Raw genomic sequence first — 22,950 nt, 5'->3', positions numbered from 1 at the left:
GCGTCATTCTCCCTCGTCGGCGCGGCTGCGCCGTGAGCCGGCTATGCGCGCTACGAGGTCGGCAAGCTCGGTGGGCTGGAAAGCGCTGGCCGCGATTCCCCCGGCCCCATTACCGCCAACGATTTCCTCGCTGCCAAGCGGCAGCACCGCGCTTCCGAAACCCAGCTTTTCGGCCTCTTTAAGGCGCTGCTGCGCATGCGCAACCGGCCTCACCGCGCCCGAAAGGCTGATTTCGCCGAAATAGACGCAATCGGCGGGAAGGGCAAGACCGGTGAGCGAGGAAACCAGCGCTGCGGCAACCGCGAGATCGGCCGCCGGCTCTGAGATACGGTAGCCGCCGGCGACGTTGAGATAGACATCGTGCTGGCCGAAGCGGATGCCGCAATGTGCCTCCAGCACCGCCAGCACCATGGAGAGCCGCGCGCCGTCCCAGCCGACGACGGCCCGGCGCGGCGTGCCGAGCGAGGAGGACGCCACCAGCGCCTGGATTTCGACGAGAACCGGCCGCGTTCCTTCCATTCCGGCGAAAACCGCGGCGCCCGGCGATTTCGCGTGCCTTTCGCCGAGGAATAGCTCCGACGGATTGGCGACCTCGCGCAGGCCCTTGTCCGACATTTCGAAGACGCCGATCTCGTCGGTCGGCCCAAAACGGTTCTTCACCGTGCGCAGGATGCGGAAGTGATGGTTGCCCTCGCCTTCGAAATAGAGCACAGCGTCGACCATGTGCTCGACCACGCGCGGGCCGGCAATCTGGCCTTCCTTGGTGACATGCCCGACGAGCACGATCGCGGCGCCTGTGGATTTCGCGTAGCGGATCATCGCCTGCGCGGCGGCGCGCACCTGGGTGACGGTGCCCGGCGCCGAATCGGCAAGATCGGTCCACAGCGTCTGGATGGAATCGAGGATGACGAGGTCCGGCCGCTTGCCGTCGGCTATCGTTGCCAGGATGTCCTCGACATTGGTCTCGGCGGCGAGCTCCACCGGCGTCGAGGCGACGCCGAGGCGCTGGGCGCGCAGCCGGATCTGCGCGACTGCCTCTTCGCCGGAGACATAGACGATGCGATGGCCCTTCGAGGCAAGCGCTGCGGCGGCTTGCGTGAGCAGCGTCGACTTGCCGATGCCGGGATCGCCGCCAACCAGCATTGCGGAGCCGCGCACGAAACCGCCGCCGGTGGCGCGGTCGAGCTCGCCGATGCCGGAGACGATGCGCGGCGCGTCCTCGATGTCGCCGGCCAGACTGGTAAGCACCACGGCGCGGCCCTTGCGGGCGTTGCGCGTGTTCGCCGGCCCCGAGCCGATGCCGCCTGCCGTGCCTTCCTCGACCAGGGTGTTCCACTCGCCGCAGGCATCGCATTTGCCGGCCCAGCGCTGATGCACCGAGCCGCAATTCTGGCAGATGAACTGAACGCGGGATTTGGCCATTAGGCGCGGCCCGCTTCGAGCATCGCCAATGCTGGATAGGTCGGTGGGACAGCACCCCCCTGTGTCCTGCCGGACATCTCCCCCTCAGGGGGGGAGATCGGCAGCTTCGACCTCGGCGTCGAACCTGCGACGTTTGCGATTGGCGAAAGCGCAGGCGACATCCAATCTCCCCCCTTGAGGGGGAGATGTCCGGCAGGACAGAGGGGGGTGGGACGGAGTGAGACCTGTCTCAAGCTCACTCAAACCTTTCCGGCAAATGATGCTCTTCCGCCAGGTCCGAGAAGCGGGTGAACTCGCCGTGGAAGGCGAGGCTGACGGTTCCCGTCGGTCCGTGGCGCTGCTTGGCCACGATACACTCGGCCTTGCCGCGCGCCTCGTTCATCTCGTTTTCCCACTTGATGTATTCGTCGGTGCCGAGCTTTGGCTCGCGGTTCTTGAGGTAATACTCCTCACGATAGACGAACAGCACCACGTCGGCGTCCTGCTCGATCGAGCCCGATTCGCGCAGGTCCGAGAGCTGCGGGCGCTTGTCGTCGCGGCTTTCCACCTGACGCGACAGCTGTGAGAGCGCAATGATCGGCACGCCGAGCTCCTTGGCTAAAGCCTTCAAGCCGGTGGTGATCTCGGTGATTTCCTGCACGCGGTTCTGCGAGGCCCTGGCGCTCGATCCTTGCATGAGCTGGATATAGTCGATGACGATGAGGTCGAGGCCGCGCTGGCGCTTCAGCCGCCGCGCCCGGGCGGAGAGCTGCGCGATCGAAATGCCGCCGGTCTGGTCGATGAACAGTGGGATCTTCTGCATCGTCTGCGAGCAGGCGACCAGCTTCTCGAAGTCCATCTCGGTGATCTCACCGCGGCGGATCTTCGATGACGAAATTTCTGTCTGCTCCGAGATGATGCGGGTGGCGAGCTGCTCCGACGACATTTCCAGCGAGAAGAAGCCGACCACGCCGCCATTGGCGGCCTTGAACGAACCGTCGGCCTGCTGCGCGGGGACATAAGCCTCGGCGATGTTGAAGGCGATGTTGGTGGCCAAGGAGGTCTTGCCCATGCCGGGGCGCCCTGCGAGCACGATCAGGTCGGAAGGTTGCAGGCCGCCCATGCGGCGGTCGAGGTCGCGCAGGCCCGTGGCGATGCCCGACAGGTGGCCGTCGCGCATATAGGCGGCATTGGCCATGTCGACGGCGGTCTTCACCGCATCGTTGAAGCTTTCGAAGCCACCGTCGTAGCGGCCTGTCTCGGCGAGCTCGAACAGGCGCCGCTCGGCGTCCTCGATCTGGTCGGAGGGCGACATGTCGACCGGCGCGTCATAGGCGATGTTGACCATGTCCTCGCCGACGGTGATCAGCGCGCGGCGCGTGGCGAGATCGTAGATGGCGCGGCCGTAATCGGTGGCGTTGACGACGGTGACGGCCTCGACGGCGAGCCGCACGACATATTGCGCCACCGTCATGTCGCCGACCTTTTCCTCCGCCGGCAGGAAGGTCTTCAGCGTGATCGGCGTCGCGATCTTGCCCATGCGGATGAGCTCGGCCGCCACCTCGAAGATGCGGCGGTGCAGCGGCTCGTAGAAATGCGCGGGCTTTAGGAAATCCGAAACGCGGTAGAAGGCGTCGTTGTTGACGAGTATGGCGCCAAGCAGCGCCTGCTCGGCCTCGATGTTGTTCGGTGCCTCGCGATAAAGCGGTTGCTCCGCCACGCCGAGTTTGCGCGCTGCTTCTGCCATGATGTCCCCGATTTCGATCCCGCTTCCTCGATATCAGAACTGGACAAGCCGGTGCTGACTTATCTGCAACAGTGGGTTTCCAACCGGCCTTGATGCTCGCGATTCACAGCTAAAATTTTTTCGTGGAAAGAATCGTGATTGACTCGAATCGAAGAGGGCACCGTAGCGGCTTCTGAACGAGAACAAAACAGGAAAATGCAACAACGGTTGCATCGGTTTGCCGAGCGGTCGCGTCGCCATTCCTGGGGCGGAGCAAGAAGCGGACCGACGCGGCGCAAAACCCGGAATGACGGAGACGCTTATGCCAAGGTGTCGCCCCAGTCGGCCCGTCGCGCCGCCTTGAACAACTCGCCGTCGCGCTTGCTGAGCAGGCGCTCGCCGGCGCTGCCGTCAGGCCGGCAAAGCTTGAGCACGACCTTGCCGGATCCGGCCTTTGGCGGCGCGATCACCCGCGCCGTGCGCGCCGGCGCAGGATGTCGCGAGGCGGCGAGATAGATGAATTTCTCGTCCTCCCATGGCACGTCGGCGTCCTTGGCCAGCCGATGCAGGCGCGAGCGGGCGACACGCCGCGAGAAGTGGCACCAGTCGGGCGGCGCAATCGGGCAGGGCGCCTCGTGCGGGCAAGGCGCCGAGACATGCGCGCCGGCCTCGATGAGCTGCGATCGCGCGACGAGGATGCGCTGCCAGCCGGCCGGTGTGCCGGGCTCGACGATCAGCAGCGAGTCGGCCGTCAACCGCCAGAGCCGGTCGATGAGCTTCGGCAGCGAGGCGGGCACGATCTCGTCCAGAACATAGGTCGCACTGACGAGGTCGGCGGGCTCGAGACCGACGAGATCGATGGTGGCGTCGCCGGCAATCCAATTGGTCCGGACGGCGATCGCGCCGGCGGCCAGCGACTGGCCGACCTTGCGCACCGCGGCGCTCGCCTCGACCAGAACCGCCTGTTCGAGCTCAGGCCAGGCCTCAGCCGTGGCCCAAAGCATGGTGCCAGGTCCGGCGCCGATGTCGAGCAGGCTTTTCGGCTGGAAATCGGGACAGGCATCGGTCAGCGCGCCGACGCTGGCGCGGACGGCGGCGTAGGTGGCGGGCAGCCTGGTCGCCAGGTAAGCCTTCACCGCCATGTCTTCCGCCATGTGCAGGCGGCCGTCGCGTAGCTCGGCGCGATAGCGCTCGGAAAGCTTTTTCGCGGCCTGTTTCAGCGCCGGCAGCGGCACCTTCTCGAGCAGGCTGTCGACGCCTTGCCGGAGTGGGGCGGGCAGTTCCACTTCAGGCTCCTCTTGGCGCGAGCAGGATGACCGAGGCGCCGCCGATGCAGAGCGCGGCGCCTGCGAGGTCGAAGCGATCGGGGCGCACGCCTTCGACCAGCCACAGCCAGCCGAGCGAAGCGGCGATGTAGATGCCGCCATAGGCGGCGTAGGCGCGGCCGGCGGCGTTCGTTTCGACCAACGCCAAAAGGAAGCCGAACAATGCCAGCGACACCAGACCCGGCACCAGCCAGAGCGGCGACTTCGCCAGCCGCCACCAGGCCCAGAACGAAAAGCAGCCGGCGATCTCGGCAAGCGCGGCTGCGATGTAGATCAAGTACGTCATGAAAAAGGCCTCGCGAACGAGACCTTTTTCATGGCGTCAGGCCGCAATGGCAAGCGGCAATCGCCGAGGTTCTATTCCACCTTCTTGCGGCGGGTAGGCTTGGCCGCCGGCGTCGCCGGCTCTTGGTGGCCGAGATCGCGCAGCTCCAGCGCCTTCTCGCATTTGGCCATGTAGTCGCGCGTCATCGGCAGCGTGTCGTTCTTCTTGGCGATCTGGAATTGGAAGATCACCAGGTCCTGCCAGCGGAAGGCGGCTTCCGAGGCGGCGAGGTAGAACTCCCACATACGGCAGAAGCGCTCGTCATAGATCGCTTTCGCTTTGTCGCGGTTGGCGGCGAAGCGCTCGCCCCAATGCTTGAGCGTATCGGCGTAATGGAGGCGCAGGATTTCGATGTCGGTGACGACTAGGCCGGACTTCTCGATCGCCGGCATCACCTCCGACATCGCCGGGATGTAGCCGCCCGGGAAAATGTATTTGCGAACGAAGGCGCTGGTCGCCCACGGCACGCCGGAACGGCCGATCGTGTGGAGAAGCATCACCCCGTCGGGCTTGAGCAGCGTCGCCGCCTTGTCGAAGAAGGTGCGATAGTGATTGACGCCGACATGCTCGAACATGCCGACCGAAACGATGCGGTCGAAGCGCTCGTTCAGCACGCGATAGTCCTTGAGCTCGAAATGCACCCTGTCCTGCAGGCCAAGCGCATGCGCGCGGTCGGTGGCGACGCCGTGCTGCTCGGTCGAAAGCGTCACGCCCTGCACGTCGACGTCGAAGGCCTTGGCGAGATAAAGCCCGAGCCCGCCCCAGCCGGAGCCGATGTCTAGCACCGTCTGGCCGGCCTTCAGCCTGAGCTTGGCGGCGATGTGGCGCTTCTTGGCGACCTGCGCCTCTTCCAGCGTCATGTCGGGCTGTTCGAAATAGGCGCAGGAATACTGCATGTCCTCGTCGAGGAAGAGCTTGTAGAGCTCGCCGGAGAGATCGTAGTGGCGCTGCACATTGCGGCGCGAGCGCGAGGCGGTGTTGATCTGCTGCAGGCGGCGGAAGGCATGGCGCAGGCCTTCGATCGCCTTCGACCAGGTGGCGTCGATGCCGCCGCTGCCCATGTTCTGGAAGGCAATGCGCATCATGCCAAGCACGCCACCCTCGAGAATGTCGAGTTCGCCGTCCATATACGCTTCCGGCACAGCCAGCATCGGGTCGAAGCTAATGGCGCGCTCGGCATGCCTGGTCTTGATGTGCATGTGCACCGGCTCGCCGCTGCCGTCACCGAAGGTGACGGCCGAGCCCTTCGGCCCGGTGACCTTGAGATTGCCTGTGCGCACCAAGCGGTCGAGAATGCGCTTCAAAAGAATATTCATGACCAAATGTTCCCTCAAAGTCAGGCTGACTTCCAAACGCGTGGCCCGAAAACGGCACCGGTTTCGGGAGCGCCCTGCGCGAAAGTCACAGGTACTATGGCGTCATTTCTGCGTCCAAAGGACGCGCGACGCTATAGTTTGCCTCAAGATATAGGGGTTCGAAAAGTTCCATTTGGCATAAAAATGCCCGGGTCGTGTGCCCGGGCATTAGTCCAGAAATTCTGGAAGGCCTGCGAGCCGGAGCAGTGCTCCGGCCTTTGTCGATCAAGCCCCGTTGATCAGGCGTTGTCTTCGCCGCCTTCGAACTCGGCGCTCGGGTCGAAGAAATTCTCCGGCCGAGCGTTGTCGTTGATGTCCTCGCCATAGATGGCTTCGGCGGTCGTCAGCATCTCGCCCTTGGCCTGGCGCTCCGCCTCTTCGGCCGAGCGGGCGACGTTGAGCGTCACGGTGACCTCGACTTCCGGATGCAGCGCGATCGCGACATTGGAGAGGCCGATGGTCTTGATCGGCTGGTTGAGCTCGATCTGGTTGCGGCTGACGGTGAAGCCTTCCGCGGTCAAGAGTTCGGCGATGTCGCGGGTCGACACCGAGCCGTAGAGCTGGCCGGTCTCGCCGGCCGAGCGCACGACCATGAAGCTCTTGCCGTCGAGCTTCTCGGCGATCTCAGAGGCCTCCGACTTGCGCTCCAGGTTGCGGGCTTCGAGCTGGGCGCGCTGGCCCTCGAACTTCTTCTTGTTGGCTTCGTTGGCGCGCAGCGCCTTGCCCTGCGGCAGCAGGAAGTTGCGGGCGAACCCGTCCCTGACCTTGACGGTGTCGCCCATCTGGCCGAGGCGGGAAATGCGCTCGAGGAGAATGACTTCCATGGTTTCGTTCCTTCGGTTTGGCGCCATCGGGGATGACGTCGGATTCTTTTGGAACAGGTCAGGAAGCAAAAAGGGACTTCGCCCGGTGTCGCTGTCCTGCCTGTCGCGGCAGTTAGAGGTTTATGGCCTCAACTCGGGATTTGAACCTACCCTTGCGGCGCCCGTCGCCGTGGGGTTGAAGCGGGCGGCAAGCCGCCCGCATCAATACTTCAGCTTAGCGAACCACGTAGGGCAGCAGGCCGAGGAAGCGGGCGCGCTTGATCGCCTTGGCGAGCTCGCGCTGCTTCTTCTGGCTGACGGCCGTGATGCGCGAGGGCACGATCTTGCCGCGCTCGGAAATGTAGCGCTGCAGCAGACGCACGTCCTTGTAGTCGATCTTCGGGGCGTTGGCGCCGGAGAACGGGCAGGTCTTGCGGCGGCGATGGAACGGGCGCCGGGTCGGGATCTGGTTGATGTCGACCATTATTCTGCACCCCCTTCAACGTTTTCGCGCGGACGGCGCGGACCGCGGTCGCCGCCATCACGGTCGCCGAACGAACGCGGGCCACGGTCACCGCGATCGCCGAACGAGCGCGGGCCACGATCGCCACGGTCGCGATCGCCGAAGCTGCCGCGCTCGGAGCGCTCTTCGCGCTTCTGCATCATCGCGGAGGCGCCTTCCTCATGCGCCTCGACCTTGATGGTGAGGAAGCGCAGGACGTCTTCCGACAGGCCCATCTGGCGCTCCATTTCGTTGAGCGCGGCCGGCGGGCAGTTGATGTCCATCAGCGTGTAGTAAGCCTTCCGGTTCTTCTTGACCCGGTAGGTAAGGGACTTCAGTCCCCAGTTCTCGATCCGGCCGACCGATCCGCCATTGGCGGTGATGACGCCCTTGTACTGTTCGACAAGCGCATCAACCTGCTGCTGCGACAGGTCCTGCCGGGCAAGAAACACATGTTCGTAAAGAGCCATTATGTTTTTCTGCCTTTCTTCGTTTCTCTTACCGGCCCTCGCGGCTAAGCCTCTGCAACTTGTCTGACCCGGTCGCGACGGAGCGGGGAAGAAAGGAGCATCACGAGACGGTCGAGAGCGGAGACACGGGAGGCCAAAAGCGCTTCTGGCTTCATGACGTGGCCTTCTAAAGCCACGGCCCTCCGTTCAGCCCCCAGCAAGGACCGGCAGATTGCCGGCGTCTATACAGCAATTTGCCAGGAAGGCAAGCGCGGGAGACAGGGTCGGCGATCCCACGATGCCGCAGGGCCGAAAGTCTCCGGCGCTCGTGGATTGGTGGCCGGCTCAGCTGGTGTGGGCGACGAGCGGGGCGACCGTTTCGGGGAAGAGGTCGGGCGCGACGCGGCGCTTGCCGAACATCATGTCGTACTGGATCAGCCGGAAATCGTTGATTGCCGGATCGATCTTCTTCTGCCTCGCCCAATCGGGCGTCGCCTCGCCGGAGGGCGACAGCAAAAGGTTGCGGTCGACCACCCGGTAGCGCTCCCGCAGCGCGCCGAGGAAGCCGGTGTAATAGGGGTGGGAAATCCCGGCCGTGGTGAGGATATGGTAAGGCAGGAAGGCCGGGCTTACCGAGCCCAGGTTCTCCACCGGGCCGGAGCGGTTCGACCAGATGATCAGCGGCGTGTCGTGATGCTCGAGCGCCGCTTCCGGCGTCGGCTCCTTGCGCGGCGCGACATTGTCCTTGAGGAAGCCGGTCTCGACATAGACGGGGCCGAGCGGCGGCAGATGATCACCGAAGAAGGCGACGATGGTCGGCCGCTCGCGCTTCTTTGCCCACTCGATCAGGCGCTGCAGGCCGCGATCGGCATCGGCCGAGCCTTCGGCGTAGGAGAGCAGAGATTCCCGCGCCCAGGTGCTGATCGGCGCGTCGATCGCATGGGTGGGATTGTAGTAGCGGTAGGGCTCGTAAGGCCCGTGGTTCTGCAGGCTGACAGCGAACAGGAACACCGGGTCCTCGCTGGCATCGGCCTCGCGCATGATCTCGTCGGTCATCGCCGCGTCGGAAGCGAGCGGCCCGCGCTTCTCCATCGGCGGCAGTGTCTCTTCCGAACGGAAGTCGTTGAAGCCGAAATCGGCGTAGACGGCGCCTCGGTTCCAGAACCAGTTGGTGCCCGGGTGGATGGCGCGCGCCCTATAACCTTCGCTCTTCAGGAAGGTCGCCAGCGACGGCGTCGGCGTGCGCACATATTGCTGGTAGGGAATGCTGCCGGCCGGCAGGAAGGCGTTGGAGAAGCCGGTCAGCGCCTCGAACTCGATATTGGCGGTCATGCCGCCGAATTCCGGCGAGAACATCGAGCCCGAGCGCAGCGCGCGCACCGTCGGGATCGGATCTGGCTTGATGCTGACGCCGGGAAGCTCCGTCGGATCCCAGAAGGATTCGCTCATCACCACGATGATGTCGGGCTTCTGGTCCGGCATCGAGGCGGCGACCTCGGGACGCGCGATCGCGTCCATCGTCTTGTCGGAATAGCCGGGCGGCGCCGAGACATGCGCCATCGGCACGTTCATCGCGAAGGCGAGCGCGAAGCCGTTGGAGGCGTAGTTCTCCTTCTGGTCCCACATAATCGGGATGATCTGCAGCCTGTCGCGCGTCCACGAGAAGGTGGCGTAGTCCATGATCGAGACGAAGAAGGCGAGCAGCGGCACGGTCAGCGTCAGCCGCGCCAGCCGTCCCTTGCGGCTGAGGATCGGCACGCGCCGGCGCCAGAGCCGCCAGCCGTAGACGAGCAGCGCGAGGCTGGCGACGATCGCCGCCGCAAGCAGTACGGCCGTCCAGGGGCGCTCGCGCACCAGAAGCGGCATCAGCGCCATGATCTGGCGCGCGTAAAGGAAGTCCGTCGGATAGAGCGGATCGCCGAGATAGTGCGATTTCTGGTGACCGACAAAGGCCAATGCCAGCGTCAGCGGCGCGACGATCATCAGGCTCTGGTGGCTGCGGCCAAGTATGGCGTCGAGCCCGATCAGCACCAGCGAAAAGACGATGATAGTGGTCCAGCCGGGCTTGAAGGGCTGCAGGAAGAAGTCGACCGTGCCGAAGAAGTCGCCGCGCACGATCCATTCGATGGCGAACACCAGAAGGGCGGAGGCAAGCAGCGTCGCGAGTCCGTAGCGGACAATCGGCCATCTCCGCCCCGGCAGATAGCCGGTGGACGGATCGTCTTCCAAAAATTGCGGCGCGGGTTTGGCCGCGCCTTTCCTGATCCTAGCCACTTTGCTTCCCCGGCCCATGTCACGCGTCTTCCACACGCGTCACGCCACTGTCATCGAAATGTCACGCAAAGCTAGCGCCTGTGGCGGAAATAAGAAGAGCCAGCAAACGATTCGTGAGCGGTTTTCATCAGGTGTGATCGCCAAAAAGCCTTTCGGAACAGGGAACTCGGCCGATTTCCCAGCCGAAATAGGTGCTGAACTGGTGCCTGCGGGCTTGACTTGGCCGTCCGCCTTGCGCCAGAGGCAGGGAAAAACAAGCCGTTGGAGACGCTAAAATGGCCGTCGCATTCACCTTTCCGGGACAGGGCAGCCAGGCCGTCGGCATGGGCAAGGATCTCGCCAATGCCTTTCCCGAGGCGCGCCGCGTCTTCGAGGAAGTTGACGCTGCACTTGGCGAAAAGCTGTCGAAGCTGATTTGGGAAGGACCGGAAGAAACCCTGACGCTGACGGCCAACGCGCAGCCGGCGCTGATGGCGGTGTCGCTTGCGGCGCTAAGGGCGATGGAAGCGGGAGGCTTTTCGCTGAAGGACAAGGTGGGTTACGTCGCCGGCCATTCGCTCGGCGAATATTCAGCGCTTGCCGCCTCCGGCTTCGTGTCGGTCGCCGATGCAGCGCGGCTGCTGCGCACCCGCGGCAACGCCATGCAGGCTGCGGTACCGGCGGGCGAGGGTGCCATGGCGGCAATCATCGGGCTGGAGCAGGCCGATGTCGAAGCCGCCTGCGCGGAAGCGGCACAAGGCTCGGCCAAAGGAGCGGTCTGCCAGGTCGCCAACGACAATGGCGGCGGCCAGCTCGTCATTTCCGGCGCCAAGGCGGCCGTCGAGCTGGCGGCGAAGCTCTGCACCGAAAAGGGCGCCAAGCGGGCGCTGATGCTGCAGGTTTCGGCACCTTTCCATTCGGCGCTGATGACGCCCGCCGCCGACATCATGCGCGAGGCGCTCGCCGGGGTGGCCAAGAGCGCTCCTGTGGTTCCCATCGTCTCCAACGTCACCGTCACCCCGACCTGCGATCCGGACGAGATTGCCCGCCGCCTGGTCGAGCAGGTGGTTGCCCGCGTGCGCTGGCGCGAGACGGTGGAATGGTTCGGCGCCAACGGCGTCTCGACGCTCTATGAAGTGGGCGCCGGCAAGGTGCTGTCGGGCCTGGCGCGGCGCATCAACCGCGACATCGCCACCGGTGCCATCGGCACGGCGGCGGAAGTCGAGGCAGCGCTGGCCGCGTTGGGCTGACACGCTGGCGATTTGATCGCATCCGTGCGAAGGGTGCTCTCTGAAATCGGGAGATGAAAATGTTCGAACTGACCGGCCGCAAGGCGCTCGTCACCGGCGCATCGGGAGGCATCGGCGAGGCGATCGCCAGGGTGCTGCACAGCCAGGGCGCCATCGTCGGCCTGCACGGCACCCGTGTGGAGAAGCTGGAAGCGCTGGCCGGCGAGCTGGGCGAGCGCGTGAAACTCTTTCCGGCGGACCTGACCAATCGCGATGCGGTCAAGGCGCTCGGCCAGAAGGCGGAGGCCGACCTCGAAGGCGTCGACATCCTGGTCAACAATGCCGGCATCACCAAGGACGGCCTGTTCGTGCGCATGTCGGATGCCGACTGGGATCAGGTGCTCGAGGTGAACCTCACCGCCGTGTTCCGGCTCACCCGCGAGCTCACCCATCCGATGATGCGCCGCCGCCATGGCCGCATCATCAACATCACCTCCGTGGTCGGCGTCACCGGCAATCCCGGCCAGACCAATTACTGTGCCTCCAAGGCCGGCATGATCGGCTTTTCCAAGTCGCTGGCGCAGGAGATCGCCACCCGCAACATCACCGTCAACTGCGTCGCCCCGGGCTTCATCGAATCGGCCATGACCGACAAGCTCAACGACAAGCAGAAGGAGGCGATCATGGCGGCGATTCCCACCAAGCGCATGGGCACCAGCGCCGAGGTTGCTTCGGCGGTCGCGTATCTCGCCTCGGACGAAGCGGCCTACGTCACCGGCCAGACCATTCATGTGAATGGCGGCATGGCGATGATTTGAGACACGGTCGGCGGCATTTCACAAACGGCAGAATCGATGGCTGCCGCCAATGCCCTGATGCCTCAGTAGGTGACCGTGACGACGACCGTATCGGTATAGACGCCGGCTGACGGGGTTGCCTGTGGCGGCACGCGGCCATAGACGGTCAAGTTTTGCGCTATACCGCTTCCGGTTCCCGGGACCGTGCTGCCAGCCGCATCCCCCCAGGGCTGAGTTCGATCAGCGTCCTTGTAGAGGCCATAAGTCACGGTTTCCGCGCCCTTCGACATCTTGCGCGCCGCTGGAGGCGAACCGGTCGTGCCGCCGTTCAGCGAGACAGTGTAAGCCGCTGCCGGCGTGCAGGTGACCGAAACCTGGCCGGTGGTATCGACATTGGCACTGAGAGCCCCCGTCGATCCGAAATCAATGTCATGGGTCGACACGAGACAATTGGCAGCGACCAACGCATTTATGGTGAAGGTTGGACTTGCCGCCAGGGTGCCCGCACCTGTGTCGCAGCTGTTGGCGGTATTATAACGATAGCGGAACTCGACATCTGAACCGGAAAACGTCGACAGATAGATTCCCGGTGGCGCTGTTCCCTGGCTACCAAACACCTTGCCGTAAATAGTGGCAGTGCCAGTTGCCGTGCCCAAGGCATTCGGCGTCAGCGCCAAAGGCGGCGGGCGGGAAGAATAAGCCCAGGCATAAGAGCCCCAAACCACGCTGCGCGCCGAATCCGAATAAAGCTGATAGTTGAGGGCGTTGGCGCCACTCAACATCTGGCGGGCTGTTGCCGAAGATGCGCCTCCGGTGCCAGCCCCGAGATTCGGACAAATCAGGATGCGCTGACCGGCGGTTCCCGTGCAATTCATGCTGATTGTCGCGGTTGAGTTGGTTTGGCTGCTCAACAGCGTATCGACCGGGCCGAAGTCCATGCTGGAAACGCCAAAGGCGCAGCTTTGCGCCCAGGCGAGCGATGGAATCGGGGCGATGGCCAAGAGGATGATAATGCGCAAGAGGATAATGGTGCGGAGCATTTTTTCTCCTGTTTTCAGCGACAGGCTACGTCCTTGATGGTCACTTGCTGACCTGGTTGGGGCTTATAAGGGAAGTCGGCCCGGCATGAGGTGCCATCCAGGCGGTCGATCATGACCGCGTTCTGGGCACTGAGGCCACGAATGTAGGCCTGACCATCATAGCCGATGACGAATTCTTCCGAGCCGCCTTCGACACGACCTTTCAGACCGGCCTCCAGCGGAGCGCCGCTGCTGTCGACCAGGGTGACCAGCGCCGCTTCTGGCGCCTCCGAGACCCCGAACTTTACGACCACGCCACTGCGATCGGCCGGCATCACGACTTCCTTGGTGGCCGGAACATCCGCATCGACAGGTAGGTTTTTGGGATCGATCGAAACCGTGTTCGGCTCATAGGAGTTGAGGCCAGGGACCAGAATACGCCCTTGCCGGTTGGTCTTTCCAACCGGCCGGTTCTGGAATTGGACATCGACATCCGGGGCACCGACCTCGACGACGGCGAAAGCATCGTCGATACGATTGGTTGCAAAGACCCCGCCGCCTGCCACCGCGATCGCACCGTCCATTTGCGCGGTCGCCCTGACATCCTTGCCGTTGTTGGACGCCGGCTTCGAAGCGGGCGAAGGGCGAGCGGTAGCTCGCAGCGGCCGAACGATTGGGCGTGTCGCCTTCAGAGGTTCGTGCCCACCAGCCAATGCTGCCGTCTTCCAGCCGCTCCGACTTGGCGATGTCGGCCACGACATTCAGGCCGTCAGGTCCTTGCTCGACCCCCGTGGACGCCGTGATATCGTCACCGAATGGGACTGAGATCCCGGCGAAGACTCCGAAGCTTCCGCTGTCCTCAAGGTCGGTAAAGGCCGTCGCATAGAGGCTGCTTCGTTTGAATATCTGCTGGCTGTAGGAGAGGCCGACAATCTGGCTCTTCTGGCCGTCGGCACTTTCGAGATGCGTGTAGGAGAGGTTGAGGCTCGAAAAATCGAGCGGCGCTGGAACGCTCAGAGTAACCTGGTCGATCGATCGAGGAACGCCCGCGCTGAAAATCGGAAAATCGCCGGGGTCCGAAAACGAGGGTTCGGCCGTCACCGAGGCGATGTCCTCGTAGTCGCCGAAGGCGCGCTGGATTCGGCCGTAGATCGACCAGCCTTCGTAGCTCATCTCCAGCGACGCGTTCACAAGCGAGCCGGTGCGCCCGTCATGATGGCTGCCGGCAACTGCAATCGAAGCCGCGCCCAAAGGGCCGAGGGGAAAGGCGGCGCCCACTCCGCCATTGATCAGATCCTCGCCGCCCTCGGCATGGGCTTCAAGTGTCAGCCAGTTGGTGAGGCCGTAGCGTGCGGTAGCAACACCAAACACTCGGCTGTCATAGTCGTCGGATTCGATGCCGAAATTGCGCCGTGGAAATCCAATTTCCGCCGAGAAATCGAGCAGGTCCTTACCCAGCATGTCGCTGGACGTATAGAAGGCGAGCCTGGTTGTCGTCTCGCGACCGAGACTGTCCCTCAACACGACCTGCGCTTCGCCGGCACCGGCAAACACCGGCAGGTTGGTGATCTGGTAAGGGCCGGCTGGGATGTTGCCGGTGTAGGTGCGGACGTTCTGGGTGTAGACCTCGAGCGTCGAGGGGACGGCCGCGCTTCCGCCGAAGGACGGCAGCGGCAGCGTGACCAGATCGGATCGTAGCGCGAAGTTGCGCTCGGCCTGGATGCCGCCCAGGTAGACGGGCCGCGTCCAGGAAAGCCCGCCGGAGATGAAATCCCCCGCCCGATAGGTCATCAGCCGTTCCGGGTCGGAGTAGCTCCATGTCGTGTTGAGCCGGGTGAAGCCGCCGAATTCGCCATCCGAATAACCGGCGATGAAGTTTTGGCTGAGCGTGCCGAAAGGGCTGAACAGTCGCGCGTCGAAGCCGCCGGAGATGCCCTGGAACAGATCGACGTCCTTCTCGAACAATTGGTTGGAGCTCGCGAAGAGCGAATAATTGAGCACCGCGCCATAGCCGGACTGTGGTTGAATCCGGTCTTCCTTCTCACCCCTGCCAAGGTCGACGATGCGAGCGGCGCGCCCCTCGTTCGTGGTCGTGACATAGAGGCGCTGGGTTGCCTCATCGATCCGAAAGGTCGCGCCGGGGAGCCGATCGACCCTGATCAGGCCATCGCTGCCTTTGGCGCTCTCCACCGGTTTCAGGCCGACCTGTGCCAGCTCGTCCGGGGTCGCTGCCAGGCCCCCGTCCGGAAACTGCGTGAAGGTACCGATCAGATTTGTCGAGGCATCGTTGATGAACACCTCGAGATAAAGATCGCGGCGTTCCGTTTGGGCGGGGGCGGGATCGGCAATTTGCGGCCGCGAATCCTGCGCGTTCGCCGGCAGGAGAGGAAAAAAAGTACCTGCAACGACGACCGCGATCCTACTGCCCTTTGGTCGAAACTGGGGCATTGAATGGTCCAAAGTCGCTCTGTGCCTTCAGCGTGACAGAGCTTCCGGACAGCGATCTGCTGTTGCCGATCGGCCATTGCATGGTGGCGCCGCCCAAAACGTAGCCGACCAGACCGCTACGGCTGCCGAGCTTCCTGCCGCCTTGCGTGAGATTGAGGTTGGACAGTCTGAGACGGCTCTCACCATTGTTGCGCGCCGTCAGAACGAGGCCGCCACGCGCTCGCGACAGGCTGAACGAAACGTTGGGCGCAGCCGCATCCGGATTGCGAAAGAAGACAGGCACGGAATAGCGAAGCACCAGTGTGACTGTGCCGGCCTTTCTGCGCGATGGATCGGGCAATTCGTCCACCAGCACCCGGTAGCTCTCCTCGGAGCGTACTGGAGCTTTACTCAGGCGAACGACGCGAACGACATAGTCGGCGTTCGGCCCGAGTTGCGTCGATGGCGGGCTGGCGACCACATCCGAAGTTGGCTCCAGCCGCTCTACGCCGTCCACCTGGCTCCATTTGAAAACGCGAAGCTGCACGTTGATCGGCTTCCTGGCATCATTATGCAGATTGAGCACGGCGGCACTGTCGGGGGCGATCGGCTCCAGACTGGTCGGGGCTACTCTGAGAGAGGCAGCCTGTGAAACGCTCGCCCACAGCAAGAAGAGTGCCGCGGCACCAATGCGTGACAGCATGGGTCGCATGTCGTCCCCTCCGTCGGAATGGTCAGTAGGTTACGGTGATCGCAACCGTGTCCGTGTAAACGCCTGCGGCTGGCGTTGCCTGCGGCGGCACCCGTCCATAGACGGTCAGGTTCTGGACATTACCGTTACCGGTTCCAGCAACCGTGTCGGTGCCAATCGTCTCCCCCCAAAGCAGGGTGCGCGCAGTATCCCGATAGAGGGTGTAGTTGACCGTCGCAGCCGCTGGCCCGGTCATTTTGCGGATAGCAACCGTCGCGCCGGCGCCAGCGCCGGCGCTCAGACCAACATTGTAGGTCTGGCCAGAGGTGCATTGCACGCCGATGGTGCTGGTTTGGTCGACGTTGGTATCGATGACGCCTTTCGAGCCGAAATCCAGATCGCTGGCGGTCTGGACCTTGCATTCGGCGGCGATAGTGATGCGAACCGTCATGTTGCCTGTCGCGACCGCCGCAACGGCGGGGCCTGGGAGGAATGATTGGCATAGGATAATGGCCGAAGTAGCCAAGGGTAGGATGCGCATTCAGTACTCCCGTCCTTGGGGATTCCTCTCAATGAGAAAGCCCGACAGCCAAGTACCCACCCTACATACCTCCTATGCCACAATAGACCCTGTGGTTCAATTAAGACGTGTGACGATTTTTGCTTCTGGAATTGATTCGTCGGTTGTTCGGTATTTGTTCGCTATGAATATAAGTGTATTAGAAGCTATGAATTCAATGCCGGAAAGCCTCCAGGCTTCATCGAATCGGCCATGACCGACAAGCTCAACGACAAGCAGAAGGAAGTGATCATGGCGGCGATTCCCACCAAGCGCATGGGGACGGGCGCCGAGGTCGCTTCGGCGGTTGCCTATCTCGCCTCGGACGAAGCGGCCTACGTCACCGGCCAGACCATCCATGTCAATGGCGGCATGGCGATGATCTGACCGGACAAGGTCCGGTGGCTGTGAAAACAGCCATTTCGGCTTGGACGCCCGCCATTTTTCGTGTAATGCGGCCAGCAACCCGGCGGTTCGGGCAAGAACCGGTCCTGTGGCGTTGCGTTTCCCACAAGACCATCTTTCAGCTTGATTAGCGGCATTCCGCCCGCTAACGAAGACAACACAACGTAAGACGAGGCCCCAAATGAGTGACACCGCAGAGCGCGTCAAGAAGATCGTCATCGAGCATCTCGGCGTCGATGCCGACAAAGTGACGGAGCAGGCGAGCTTCATCGACGATCTGGGCGCGGACAGCCTCGACACGGTCGAACTCGTCATGGCGTTCGAAGAAGAGTTTGGCGTCGAGATTCCGGACGACGCCGCCGAGACCATCCTGACCGTCGGCGATGCCGTAAAGTACATCGACAAGGCCTCGGCCTGAGGCTTTCCGCGGGCATCACCGGGGAGGACCTGCGATGAGGCGAGTCGTCGTCACGGGCCTTGGCCTGCTTTCTCCGTTCGGCACGGGCGTCGAGCACAGCTGGAAGGAACTGCTTTCCGGCCGCAGCGCCGCCCGCCGCATCACCGAATTCGAGGTGGACGACCTTGCCTGCAAGATCGCCCACGTCGTTCCGCGCGGCGACGGCTCCAACGGCACCTTCAATCCCGAGGCCGTGCTCGAGCCGAAGGAGCTGCGCAAGATCGGCGACTTCATCCTGTACGGCATCGCGGCCGCCGACGAGGCGCTGGCCGATTCCGGCTGGAAGCCCGAGACGCATGAGGACCAGTGCGCCACCGGCGTGCTGATCGGTTCCGGCATCGGCGGCATCGACGGCATCGCCGAGAACGCGATGATCCTGAAGGAGCGCGGCCCGCGCCGCATCAGCCCGTTCTTCATCCCTGGACAGATCATCAATCTGGTTTCCGGCCAGGTTTCCATCCGGCACGGGCTGAAAGGCCCGAACCATGCGGTCGTCACTGCCTGCTCGACAGGCGCGCACGCCATCGGCGATGCCGCGCGGCTGATCATCTGGGGCGATGCCGACATCATGGTGGCCGGCGGCGCCGAGGCGCCGATCACGCGGCTTTCCATGGCAGGGTTCGCGGCGTGCCGCGCGCTCTCCACCGAGCGCAACGATACGCCCGAGACCGCTTCGCGCCCCTATGACCGCGACCGCGACGGCTTCGTCATGGGCGAGGGTGCCGGCGTCGTCGTCCTTGAAGAGCTGGAACACGCCAAGGCGCGCGGCGCCAAGATCTATGCCGAGGTCACCGGCTACGGCCTGACCGGCGACGCCTATCATATCACCGCTCCGGCCGAGGACGGCGACGGCGCCTTCCGCTGCATGACGGCGGCGCTGAACCGGGCGAAGCTCTCGCCGGCCGATATCGACTACATCAATGCGCACGGCACCTCGACCATGGCCGACACGATCGAGCTCGGCGCTGTCGAGCGGCTGGTCGGCAATGCTGCCTCGAAGATCTCGATGTCGTCGACCAAGTCGTCGATCGGCCATCTGCTGGGCGCCGCGGGCGCCGCGGAAGCGATCTTCTCCATCCTCGCCATCCGCGACAACATTGCCCCCGCCACCATCAACCTCGACAATCCGGAACGCGAGACGGCGATCGATCTCGTGCCGAACAAGCCGCGCCAGCGCCAGATCGATGTGGCGTTGTCGAACTCCTTCGGCTTCGGCGGCACCAACGCCTCGCTCGTCTTCCAACGCTACAATGGCTGAGCATTCAGCCCACCGGCAGGTCCGCCGCCTGCCGTCATTTTTGCCAAATTTGTCCCTACGCTTCGGCTAGGGGATTCGTTGCAAGATCAGACGGTAGGGCGCCATGAATACAAATCCGGGCGGCGGTGGGGAATTCGGACAGCGTCAGACGCAAGGACCGATCGTGCCCAAGACAGCCGCCGAAGCGTTGCGCCCCGAGGCCGGCACGCCGCCGCCGTCGAAACGCTCGCGCGCGTCGCGCAGCCAGGTCGTCGTGTTCCTGAATTTCTTCCTTTCATTGGCCATCCTGCTCGTGCTCGCCTCGGGTGCTGCGCTGTATTTCGGCATGCAGGCCTTCGTTGAGCCGGGTCCGTCCGCCAATGGCGACACCTTCATGGTCAAGCCGAGTACCGGCGTGCAGGAGATCGCCGACCAGCTGGAGCGTCGCGGCCTGGTCAGCGATGCCCGCATCTTCAGGCTGGGCGTGCGCGCCACCGGCAATGATTCCGCGCTGAAGGCCGGCGAATACGCCATCAAGCCGCGCGCCTCGATGCGCGACATCATGGAACTGTTCAAGAGCGGCAAGTCGGTGATGTATTCGCTGACCATCCCCGAGGGGCTGACGGTCGAGCAGGCGCTGCAGCGCGTGGCCGAGCAGGAGGCGCTGACCGGCGACATGCCGGCGACCATGCCGCCCGAGGGCAGCATCGCGACCGACACGCTGCGCTTCACCCGTGGCGCCACCCGGCAGCAGATGGTCGACAAGCTGGTCGCCGATCAGAAGAAGCTGGTCGACGACGTCTGGGCGCATCGCGCGCCCGATCTGCCGCTCGCCAGCATGGAGGACTTCGTCATCCTGGCCTCGATCGTTGAGAAGGAGACAGGCCGGGGCGACGAGCGCTCGCGCGTGGCCGCCGTCTTCCTCAACCGGCTGGCCAAGGGTATGCGGTTGCAGTCGGACCCGACCATCATCTACGGCCTGTTCGGCGGCAAGGGCAAACCGGCCGACAGGCCGATCTACCAGTCCGATATCGAGAAGCAGACGCCCTATAACACCTATCTGATCAAGGGCCTGCCGCCGACGCCGATCGCCAATCCGGGCCGCGCGGCGCTGGAGGCGGTGGCCAATCCGTCGAAGACCGGCGATCTCTATTTCGTCGCCGACGGCAATGGCGGCCATGTCTTTGCCGCGACGCTGGAAGAGCACAACCAGAACGTCGCCCGCTACCGCGCGCTGCAGAAGAAGCAGGCCGACGATGCGGCCAAGGCCTCCGGCCAGACGACGGCGCCGGCCGCTCCCGATGACAATACCGGCGGCAATGCCGGAACCGATCCCGGTGATGCCGGCGACAGCGGCGAGAATGGCGACGCCGCCCAGTAGGCCGCGGCCATTGCCGGTTCTGGCCCGCCTCCTTTGACGCCGGGCCGTATTCATGTTTTGAGGGGGCATCCGACGCTGGCCAGAGGTCCGGCGTTTTGCAAGGGGCGCATGTTCGGGCAGTCGCGCCCGGGCTGCGACAGGGGGTGACACGCATCATGAACGTGCAGAGCATGACCGGTTTCGCGCGAACCGTTGCTGAACGCGACGGCACGTCGATCGCCTGGGAAGTGAAATCGGTCAACGGCAAGAGCGTCGAGGTCAGGCTGAGGCTGCCGCAAGGCTTCGACCGGCTGGAACCCGCTGTACGGCAGACCGTGCAGAAGCGCTTCGCGCGCGGCAATTTCCAGGCGACGCTGACCGTCGTCCGTGCCGCCGCCCTCCAGGCGCAGCCGGTGGTCAACGAGGCTTTCCTGAAGGACCTGGCGGGATTGGCGAAGCGCCTCCAGGAGCAATTCGGTGTCGCGCCCGCCACCGCCGACGGCCTGCTTGCGTTGCGCGGCGTGCTCGACATTCCGGAGACAGTCGAGACCGAAGAAGAACGAGCCGTCCTCGATGCCGCGATCCTGTCGGCGCTGGACACGGCGCTTGCCGGGCTGGAGCAGGCAAGGCAGAGCGAGGGGATCGCGCTGCGCATGCTGTTGTCCGGCCATATTGCCACCATCGAGGCGCTGACGCTGAAGGCCGAGGCCGACCCGTCGCGCGAGCCGGCGGCGATCCGCGAGCGCATCGCCGAACAGGTCAGTCTGCTGATGGACGCGTCGGCCAATCTCGACGCGGTCCGGCTGCATCAGGAAGCGGCCTTCCTCGCCACCAAGGCCGACATCCGCGAGGAGATCGACCGGCTGAAGACGCATGTCGCATCCGGCCGTACGCTGCTTCAAGGTGGCGGCGCCATCGGCCGCAAGCTCGATTTTCTGGCGCAGGAATTCAATCGCGAATCGAATACCTTGTGCTCCAAGTCGAACGCTGCCGCGGTCACCGCGATCGGGCTGGAGCTCAAGGCGGTGGTCGATCAGTTTCGCGAACAGGTTCAGAATCTGGAGTGACGGGGATGGTTGCCAAGGAACCGACGGCTGCCAGGGATGCGGGGGCCCGCATCCGCCGCCGCGGGCTGATGCTGGTGCTGTCGTCGCCGTCGGGTGCGGGCAAGTCGACGATCGCGCGCAATCTTCTGGAAAGCGATTCGAGTCTGGAGCTGTCGGTCTCCGTCACCACCAGGCCGCGCAGAGGCTCGGAGATCGAGGGCGTCCACTACCATTTCCGCACCATGCGCGAGTTCGAGCGGCTGCGCGATTCCGATGCGCTGCTCGAATGGGCCGAGGTGCACGGCAATTTCTATGCGACGCCGCGCGAGCCCGCCGAGGCGGCGCTGGCCGAAGGCCGCGACATGCTGTTCGACATCGATTGGCAGGGCGCCCAGCAGCTCAAGGAGAAGATGCGCGCCGACATCGTCTCGATCTTCATCCTGCCGCCCTCGATGAAGGAATTGAAGGCGCGCCTGAAGCGCCGCGCCGAGGACCAGGAGCAGGTCATCGAGACCAGGCTGAAGAACGCCCGCGTCGAGATCGAGCACTGGAAGGAATACGACTTCGTCATCGTCAACGACGATCTCGACCGCGCCTTCGCCGAGGTCCGCGCCATAGTGACGGCGGAGCGGCTTCGGCGCGACAGGCGGCCCGGCCTGTTCGACTTCATCTCGGGATTGCTGGACGAGAAGACGGCTTAGCCCCAGTTGCTCATCTAAGGTCCGCCGATCTCCATGATGACATGATGAGTTGCACCAGGGGCGCCTCGTCGCCCGCAAAGCTCTCGATCATCGCGTCCAGGACACGCTCGCGCTCAAGGACATCGGCATTGAACGAGAATCCTGCGTTCTCCATCAGCATCGCCAGGAAGGTAAGCTGAGTACGGCCATTGCCTTCTCGGAATGGATGCGCGGCGTTAATTTCGGCCAAACATGGGCCGCGCGAACCGCGAAGTTTTCGATGCTAAGCCCGCGAAGATACTGGTCCTTGATCAGCCCGTCGAAGATCCTGCGCATCTCCTGCTCGATATATTCGGGATAGCAGAACCAATTGCCGCCTTTGCCGATGCGAACCTCGCCAGCCCATTCATATACGTCTTGGAACAGGTGGTGATGAATGGCCTTGTAATGCTGGTAGTCCAGGTTGCCGGCCGGCATCTCTTCGTCGGTTCTGGTCAGGAAGAGCGCCAACTCGAATTCGTCGAGTTCGGCCTGGTTCTCGATATTTAGCTTGTTTCGAAGAACAGTCGTGCCCGGATAGCAAAGCGGATCTCGTTCAGCGGCGTAGACCACTCCACAATCCTATTTCGAGCGGCGTGCCTGTTCCTTGATCAGCGCCCTGCGCTCATCACCACTCAGGCCGCGCGCCCGGCTATCCCTTAGTATGGCCCTCATGCGTCGTGACAATTTGAGGCCTTCGACGGCACTGATCTTTTCGCCCTTGTCACTGGTCAAAACGAACTGACCACTTTTGCTCGCAGGGACGGCGGCTGGGCTTTTTTCATGGGATCACACTATCATGCCCCTGCGATTTCCGGGCAATTGCTTGCCTTTCACGAGCCAATTCCGGTGAGGAATCTGTCAT

At 63.7% G+C, this 22,950-nt stretch carries 21 protein-coding genes and 2 pseudogenes; 8 read left to right on the top strand and 15 right to left on the bottom strand.

Annotated elements, in window-relative coordinates; genetic code table 11:
• Positions 1-3 precede the first annotated feature (3 nt).
• The 9 genes from radA to AU465_RS31015 all read right to left on the bottom strand — a co-directional run bounded on the left by radA (position 4) and on the right by AU465_RS31015 (position 10,178).
• Positions 4-1,422 carry a DNA repair protein RadA gene (radA, locus tag AU465_RS31055; RefSeq protein WP_192256504.1) on the bottom strand — a complete coding sequence of 473 codons (1,419 nt, stop codon included), beginning with the start codon at positions 1,420-1,422 and terminating at the stop codon, positions 4-6.
• A gap of 235 nt (positions 1,423-1,657) precedes the next feature.
• Positions 1,658-3,148, bottom strand: coding sequence for a replicative DNA helicase (locus AU465_RS31050; RefSeq protein ID WP_192256502.1), 1,491 nt, complete (start codon positions 3,146-3,148; stop codon positions 1,658-1,660).
• A 299-nt stretch (positions 3,149-3,447) separates the two neighbouring features.
• Positions 3,448-4,413 (bottom strand): small ribosomal subunit Rsm22 family protein, encoded by a 966-nt coding sequence (locus AU465_RS31045; protein WP_192256500.1) that lies wholly within the window; start codon positions 4,411-4,413, stop codon positions 3,448-3,450.
• Position 4,414: 1 nt separating this feature from the next.
• A complete protein-coding gene (locus AU465_RS31040) occupies positions 4,415-4,738 on the bottom strand; it encodes a YnfA family protein (RefSeq protein WP_192256498.1) in 324 nt (107 codons plus the stop codon).
• Positions 4,739-4,809: 71 nt separating this feature from the next.
• Positions 4,810-6,093: a cyclopropane fatty acid synthase gene (locus AU465_RS31035; RefSeq protein WP_192256496.1), complete on the bottom strand. Its 1,284-nt coding sequence runs from the start codon at positions 6,091-6,093 to the stop codon at positions 4,810-4,812.
• 278 nt (positions 6,094-6,371) lie between these two features.
• Entirely contained in the window at positions 6,372-6,956 is a 585-nt protein-coding gene (gene rplI / locus AU465_RS31030) for a 50S ribosomal protein L9 (RefSeq protein ID WP_192256494.1), read from the bottom strand.
• Positions 6,957-7,170: 214 nt separating this feature from the next.
• On the bottom strand, positions 7,171-7,419 hold the full coding sequence (gene rpsR, locus AU465_RS31025; protein WP_006203718.1) for a 30S ribosomal protein S18: 249 nt from the start codon (positions 7,417-7,419) through the stop codon (positions 7,171-7,173).
• Positions 7,419-7,907, bottom strand: coding sequence for a 30S ribosomal protein S6 (rpsF, locus tag AU465_RS31020; RefSeq protein WP_192256492.1), 489 nt, complete (start codon positions 7,905-7,907; stop codon positions 7,419-7,421). The genes rpsR and rpsF overlap by 1 nt, the downstream gene beginning before the upstream one ends.
• 324 nt (positions 7,908-8,231) lie before the next feature.
• Positions 8,232-10,178: an LTA synthase family protein gene (locus tag AU465_RS31015; RefSeq protein ID WP_192256490.1), complete on the bottom strand. Its 1,947-nt coding sequence runs from the start codon at positions 10,176-10,178 to the stop codon at positions 8,232-8,234.
• Positions 10,179-10,435: 257 nt separating this feature from the next.
• Here AU465_RS31015 and fabD point away from each other — a divergent pair, with 257 nt between their 5' ends.
• The gene (fabD, locus tag AU465_RS31010) at positions 10,436-11,389 is read left to right on the top strand and encodes an ACP S-malonyltransferase (RefSeq protein WP_192256488.1); all 954 of its coding nucleotides are present in this window, start codon (positions 10,436-10,438) and stop codon (positions 11,387-11,389) included.
• Between the two features lie 59 nt (positions 11,390-11,448).
• On the top strand, positions 11,449-12,186 hold the full coding sequence (fabG, locus tag AU465_RS31005; protein WP_192256486.1) for a 3-oxoacyl-[acyl-carrier-protein] reductase: 738 nt from the start codon (positions 11,449-11,451) through the stop codon (positions 12,184-12,186).
• A 62-nt stretch (positions 12,187-12,248) separates the two neighbouring features.
• On the opposite strand, the gene AU465_RS31000 is transcribed toward fabG, so the two are convergent.
• The 4 genes and pseudogenes from AU465_RS31000 to AU465_RS30985 all read right to left on the bottom strand — a co-directional run bounded on the left by AU465_RS31000 (position 12,249) and on the right by AU465_RS30985 (position 16,843).
• On the bottom strand, positions 12,249-13,205 hold the full coding sequence (locus tag AU465_RS31000) for a Csu type fimbrial protein (RefSeq protein WP_192256484.1): 957 nt from the start codon (positions 13,203-13,205) through the stop codon (positions 12,249-12,251).
• Between the two features lie 14 nt (positions 13,206-13,219).
• A pseudogene (locus tag AU465_RS30995) lies at positions 13,220-15,632 on the bottom strand (fimbria/pilus outer membrane usher protein).
• The gene (locus AU465_RS30990) at positions 15,604-16,323 is read right to left on the bottom strand and encodes a fimbrial biogenesis chaperone (RefSeq protein WP_192256482.1); all 720 of its coding nucleotides are present in this window, start codon (positions 16,321-16,323) and stop codon (positions 15,604-15,606) included. Before AU465_RS30990 ends, AU465_RS30995 begins: the two are co-directional and overlap by 29 nt.
• 22 nt (positions 16,324-16,345) lie before the next feature.
• Positions 16,346-16,843: a Csu type fimbrial protein gene (locus tag AU465_RS30985; RefSeq protein WP_192256480.1), complete on the bottom strand. Its 498-nt coding sequence runs from the start codon at positions 16,841-16,843 to the stop codon at positions 16,346-16,348.
• A 210-nt stretch (positions 16,844-17,053) separates the two neighbouring features.
• Here AU465_RS30985 and AU465_RS30980 point away from each other — a divergent pair.
• The 6 genes and pseudogenes from AU465_RS30980 to gmk all read left to right on the top strand — a co-directional run.
• A pseudogene (locus tag AU465_RS30980) lies at positions 17,054-17,248 on the top strand (SDR family oxidoreductase); the annotation flags it as partial.
• A 199-nt stretch (positions 17,249-17,447) separates the two neighbouring features.
• A complete protein-coding gene (locus AU465_RS30975) occupies positions 17,448-17,684 on the top strand; it encodes an acyl carrier protein (protein ID WP_006203723.1) in 237 nt (78 codons plus the stop codon).
• A 34-nt stretch (positions 17,685-17,718) separates the two neighbouring features.
• Positions 17,719-18,981 (top strand): beta-ketoacyl-ACP synthase II, encoded by a 1,263-nt coding sequence (gene fabF / locus AU465_RS30970; protein WP_192256478.1) that lies wholly within the window; start codon positions 17,719-17,721, stop codon positions 18,979-18,981.
• Between the two features lie 103 nt (positions 18,982-19,084).
• Complete coding sequence (mltG, locus tag AU465_RS30965; protein ID WP_192256476.1) at positions 19,085-20,341, top strand: endolytic transglycosylase MltG; 1,257 nt, start codon at positions 19,085-19,087, stop codon at positions 20,339-20,341.
• Between the two features lie 155 nt (positions 20,342-20,496).
• On the top strand, positions 20,497-21,387 hold the full coding sequence (locus AU465_RS30960) for a YicC/YloC family endoribonuclease (protein WP_192256474.1): 891 nt from the start codon (positions 20,497-20,499) through the stop codon (positions 21,385-21,387).
• Positions 21,388-21,392: 5 nt separating this feature from the next.
• Positions 21,393-22,067 (top strand): guanylate kinase, encoded by a 675-nt coding sequence (gene gmk / locus AU465_RS30955; RefSeq protein ID WP_192256472.1) that lies wholly within the window; start codon positions 21,393-21,395, stop codon positions 22,065-22,067.
• A 10-nt stretch (positions 22,068-22,077) separates the two neighbouring features.
• Here gmk and AU465_RS37535 read toward each other — a convergent pair whose 3' ends face one another.
• On the bottom strand, positions 22,078-22,296 hold the full coding sequence (locus AU465_RS37535; RefSeq protein WP_343221584.1) for a Fic family protein: 219 nt from the start codon (positions 22,294-22,296) through the stop codon (positions 22,078-22,080).
• Positions 22,221-22,658 (bottom strand): Fic/DOC family protein, encoded by a 438-nt coding sequence (locus tag AU465_RS30950; RefSeq protein WP_312891337.1) that lies wholly within the window; start codon positions 22,656-22,658, stop codon positions 22,221-22,223. Before AU465_RS30950 ends, AU465_RS37535 begins: the two co-directional genes overlap by 76 nt.
• Positions 22,659-22,950 lie beyond the last annotated feature (292 nt).

Source organism: Mesorhizobium silamurunense (genome assembly GCF_014843905.1).
GTDB classification, from domain to species: Bacteria; Pseudomonadota; Alphaproteobacteria; order Rhizobiales; family Rhizobiaceae; genus Mesorhizobium; species Mesorhizobium silamurunense.
The sequence above is the reverse complement of the archived record's forward strand: the minus strand, read 5'-3'. Positions and strand labels throughout refer to the sequence as shown.

Bases quoted from the DNA above. Each gene is read 5' to 3' on its own strand.
- radA (WP_192256504.1), bottom strand. From the start codon at position 1,422: ATGGCCAAATCCCGCGTTCAGTTCATCTGCCAGAATTGCGGCTCGGTG.
- AU465_RS30975 (WP_006203723.1), top strand. From the start codon at position 17,448: ATGAGTGACACCGCAGAGCGCGTCAAGAAGATCGTCATCGAGCATCTC.
- AU465_RS31000 (WP_192256484.1), bottom strand. From the start codon at position 13,205: ATGCTCCGCACCATTATCCTCTTGCGCATTATCATCCTCTTGGCCATC.
- AU465_RS30960 (WP_192256474.1), top strand. From the start codon at position 20,497: ATGAACGTGCAGAGCATGACCGGTTTCGCGCGAACCGTTGCTGAACGC.
- rplI (WP_192256494.1), bottom strand. From the start codon at position 6,956: ATGGAAGTCATTCTCCTCGAGCGCATTTCCCGCCTCGGCCAGATGGGC.
- fabF (WP_192256478.1), top strand. From the start codon at position 17,719: ATGAGGCGAGTCGTCGTCACGGGCCTTGGCCTGCTTTCTCCGTTCGGC.
- AU465_RS31050 (WP_192256502.1), bottom strand. From the start codon at position 3,148: ATGGCAGAAGCAGCGCGCAAACTCGGCGTGGCGGAGCAACCGCTTTAT.
- AU465_RS31015 (WP_192256490.1), bottom strand. From the start codon at position 10,178: ATGGGCCGGGGAAGCAAAGTGGCTAGGATCAGGAAAGGCGCGGCCAAA.
- AU465_RS30990 (WP_192256482.1), bottom strand. From the start codon at position 16,323: ATGCGACCCATGCTGTCACGCATTGGTGCCGCGGCACTCTTCTTGCTG.
- AU465_RS31035 (WP_192256496.1), bottom strand. From the start codon at position 6,093: ATGAATATTCTTTTGAAGCGCATTCTCGACCGCTTGGTGCGCACAGGC.
- fabG (WP_192256486.1), top strand. From the start codon at position 11,449: ATGTTCGAACTGACCGGCCGCAAGGCGCTCGTCACCGGCGCATCGGGA.
- rpsF (WP_192256492.1), bottom strand. From the start codon at position 7,907: ATGGCTCTTTACGAACATGTGTTTCTTGCCCGGCAGGACCTGTCGCAG.
- gmk (WP_192256472.1), top strand. From the start codon at position 21,393: ATGGTTGCCAAGGAACCGACGGCTGCCAGGGATGCGGGGGCCCGCATC.
- rpsR (WP_006203718.1), bottom strand. From the start codon at position 7,419: ATGGTCGACATCAACCAGATCCCGACCCGGCGCCCGTTCCATCGCCGC.
- fabD (WP_192256488.1), top strand. From the start codon at position 10,436: ATGGCCGTCGCATTCACCTTTCCGGGACAGGGCAGCCAGGCCGTCGGC.
- AU465_RS31040 (WP_192256498.1), bottom strand. From the start codon at position 4,738: ATGACGTACTTGATCTACATCGCAGCCGCGCTTGCCGAGATCGCCGGC.
- mltG (WP_192256476.1), top strand. From the start codon at position 19,085: ATGAATACAAATCCGGGCGGCGGTGGGGAATTCGGACAGCGTCAGACG.
- AU465_RS30985 (WP_192256480.1), bottom strand. From the start codon at position 16,843: ATGCGCATCCTACCCTTGGCTACTTCGGCCATTATCCTATGCCAATCA.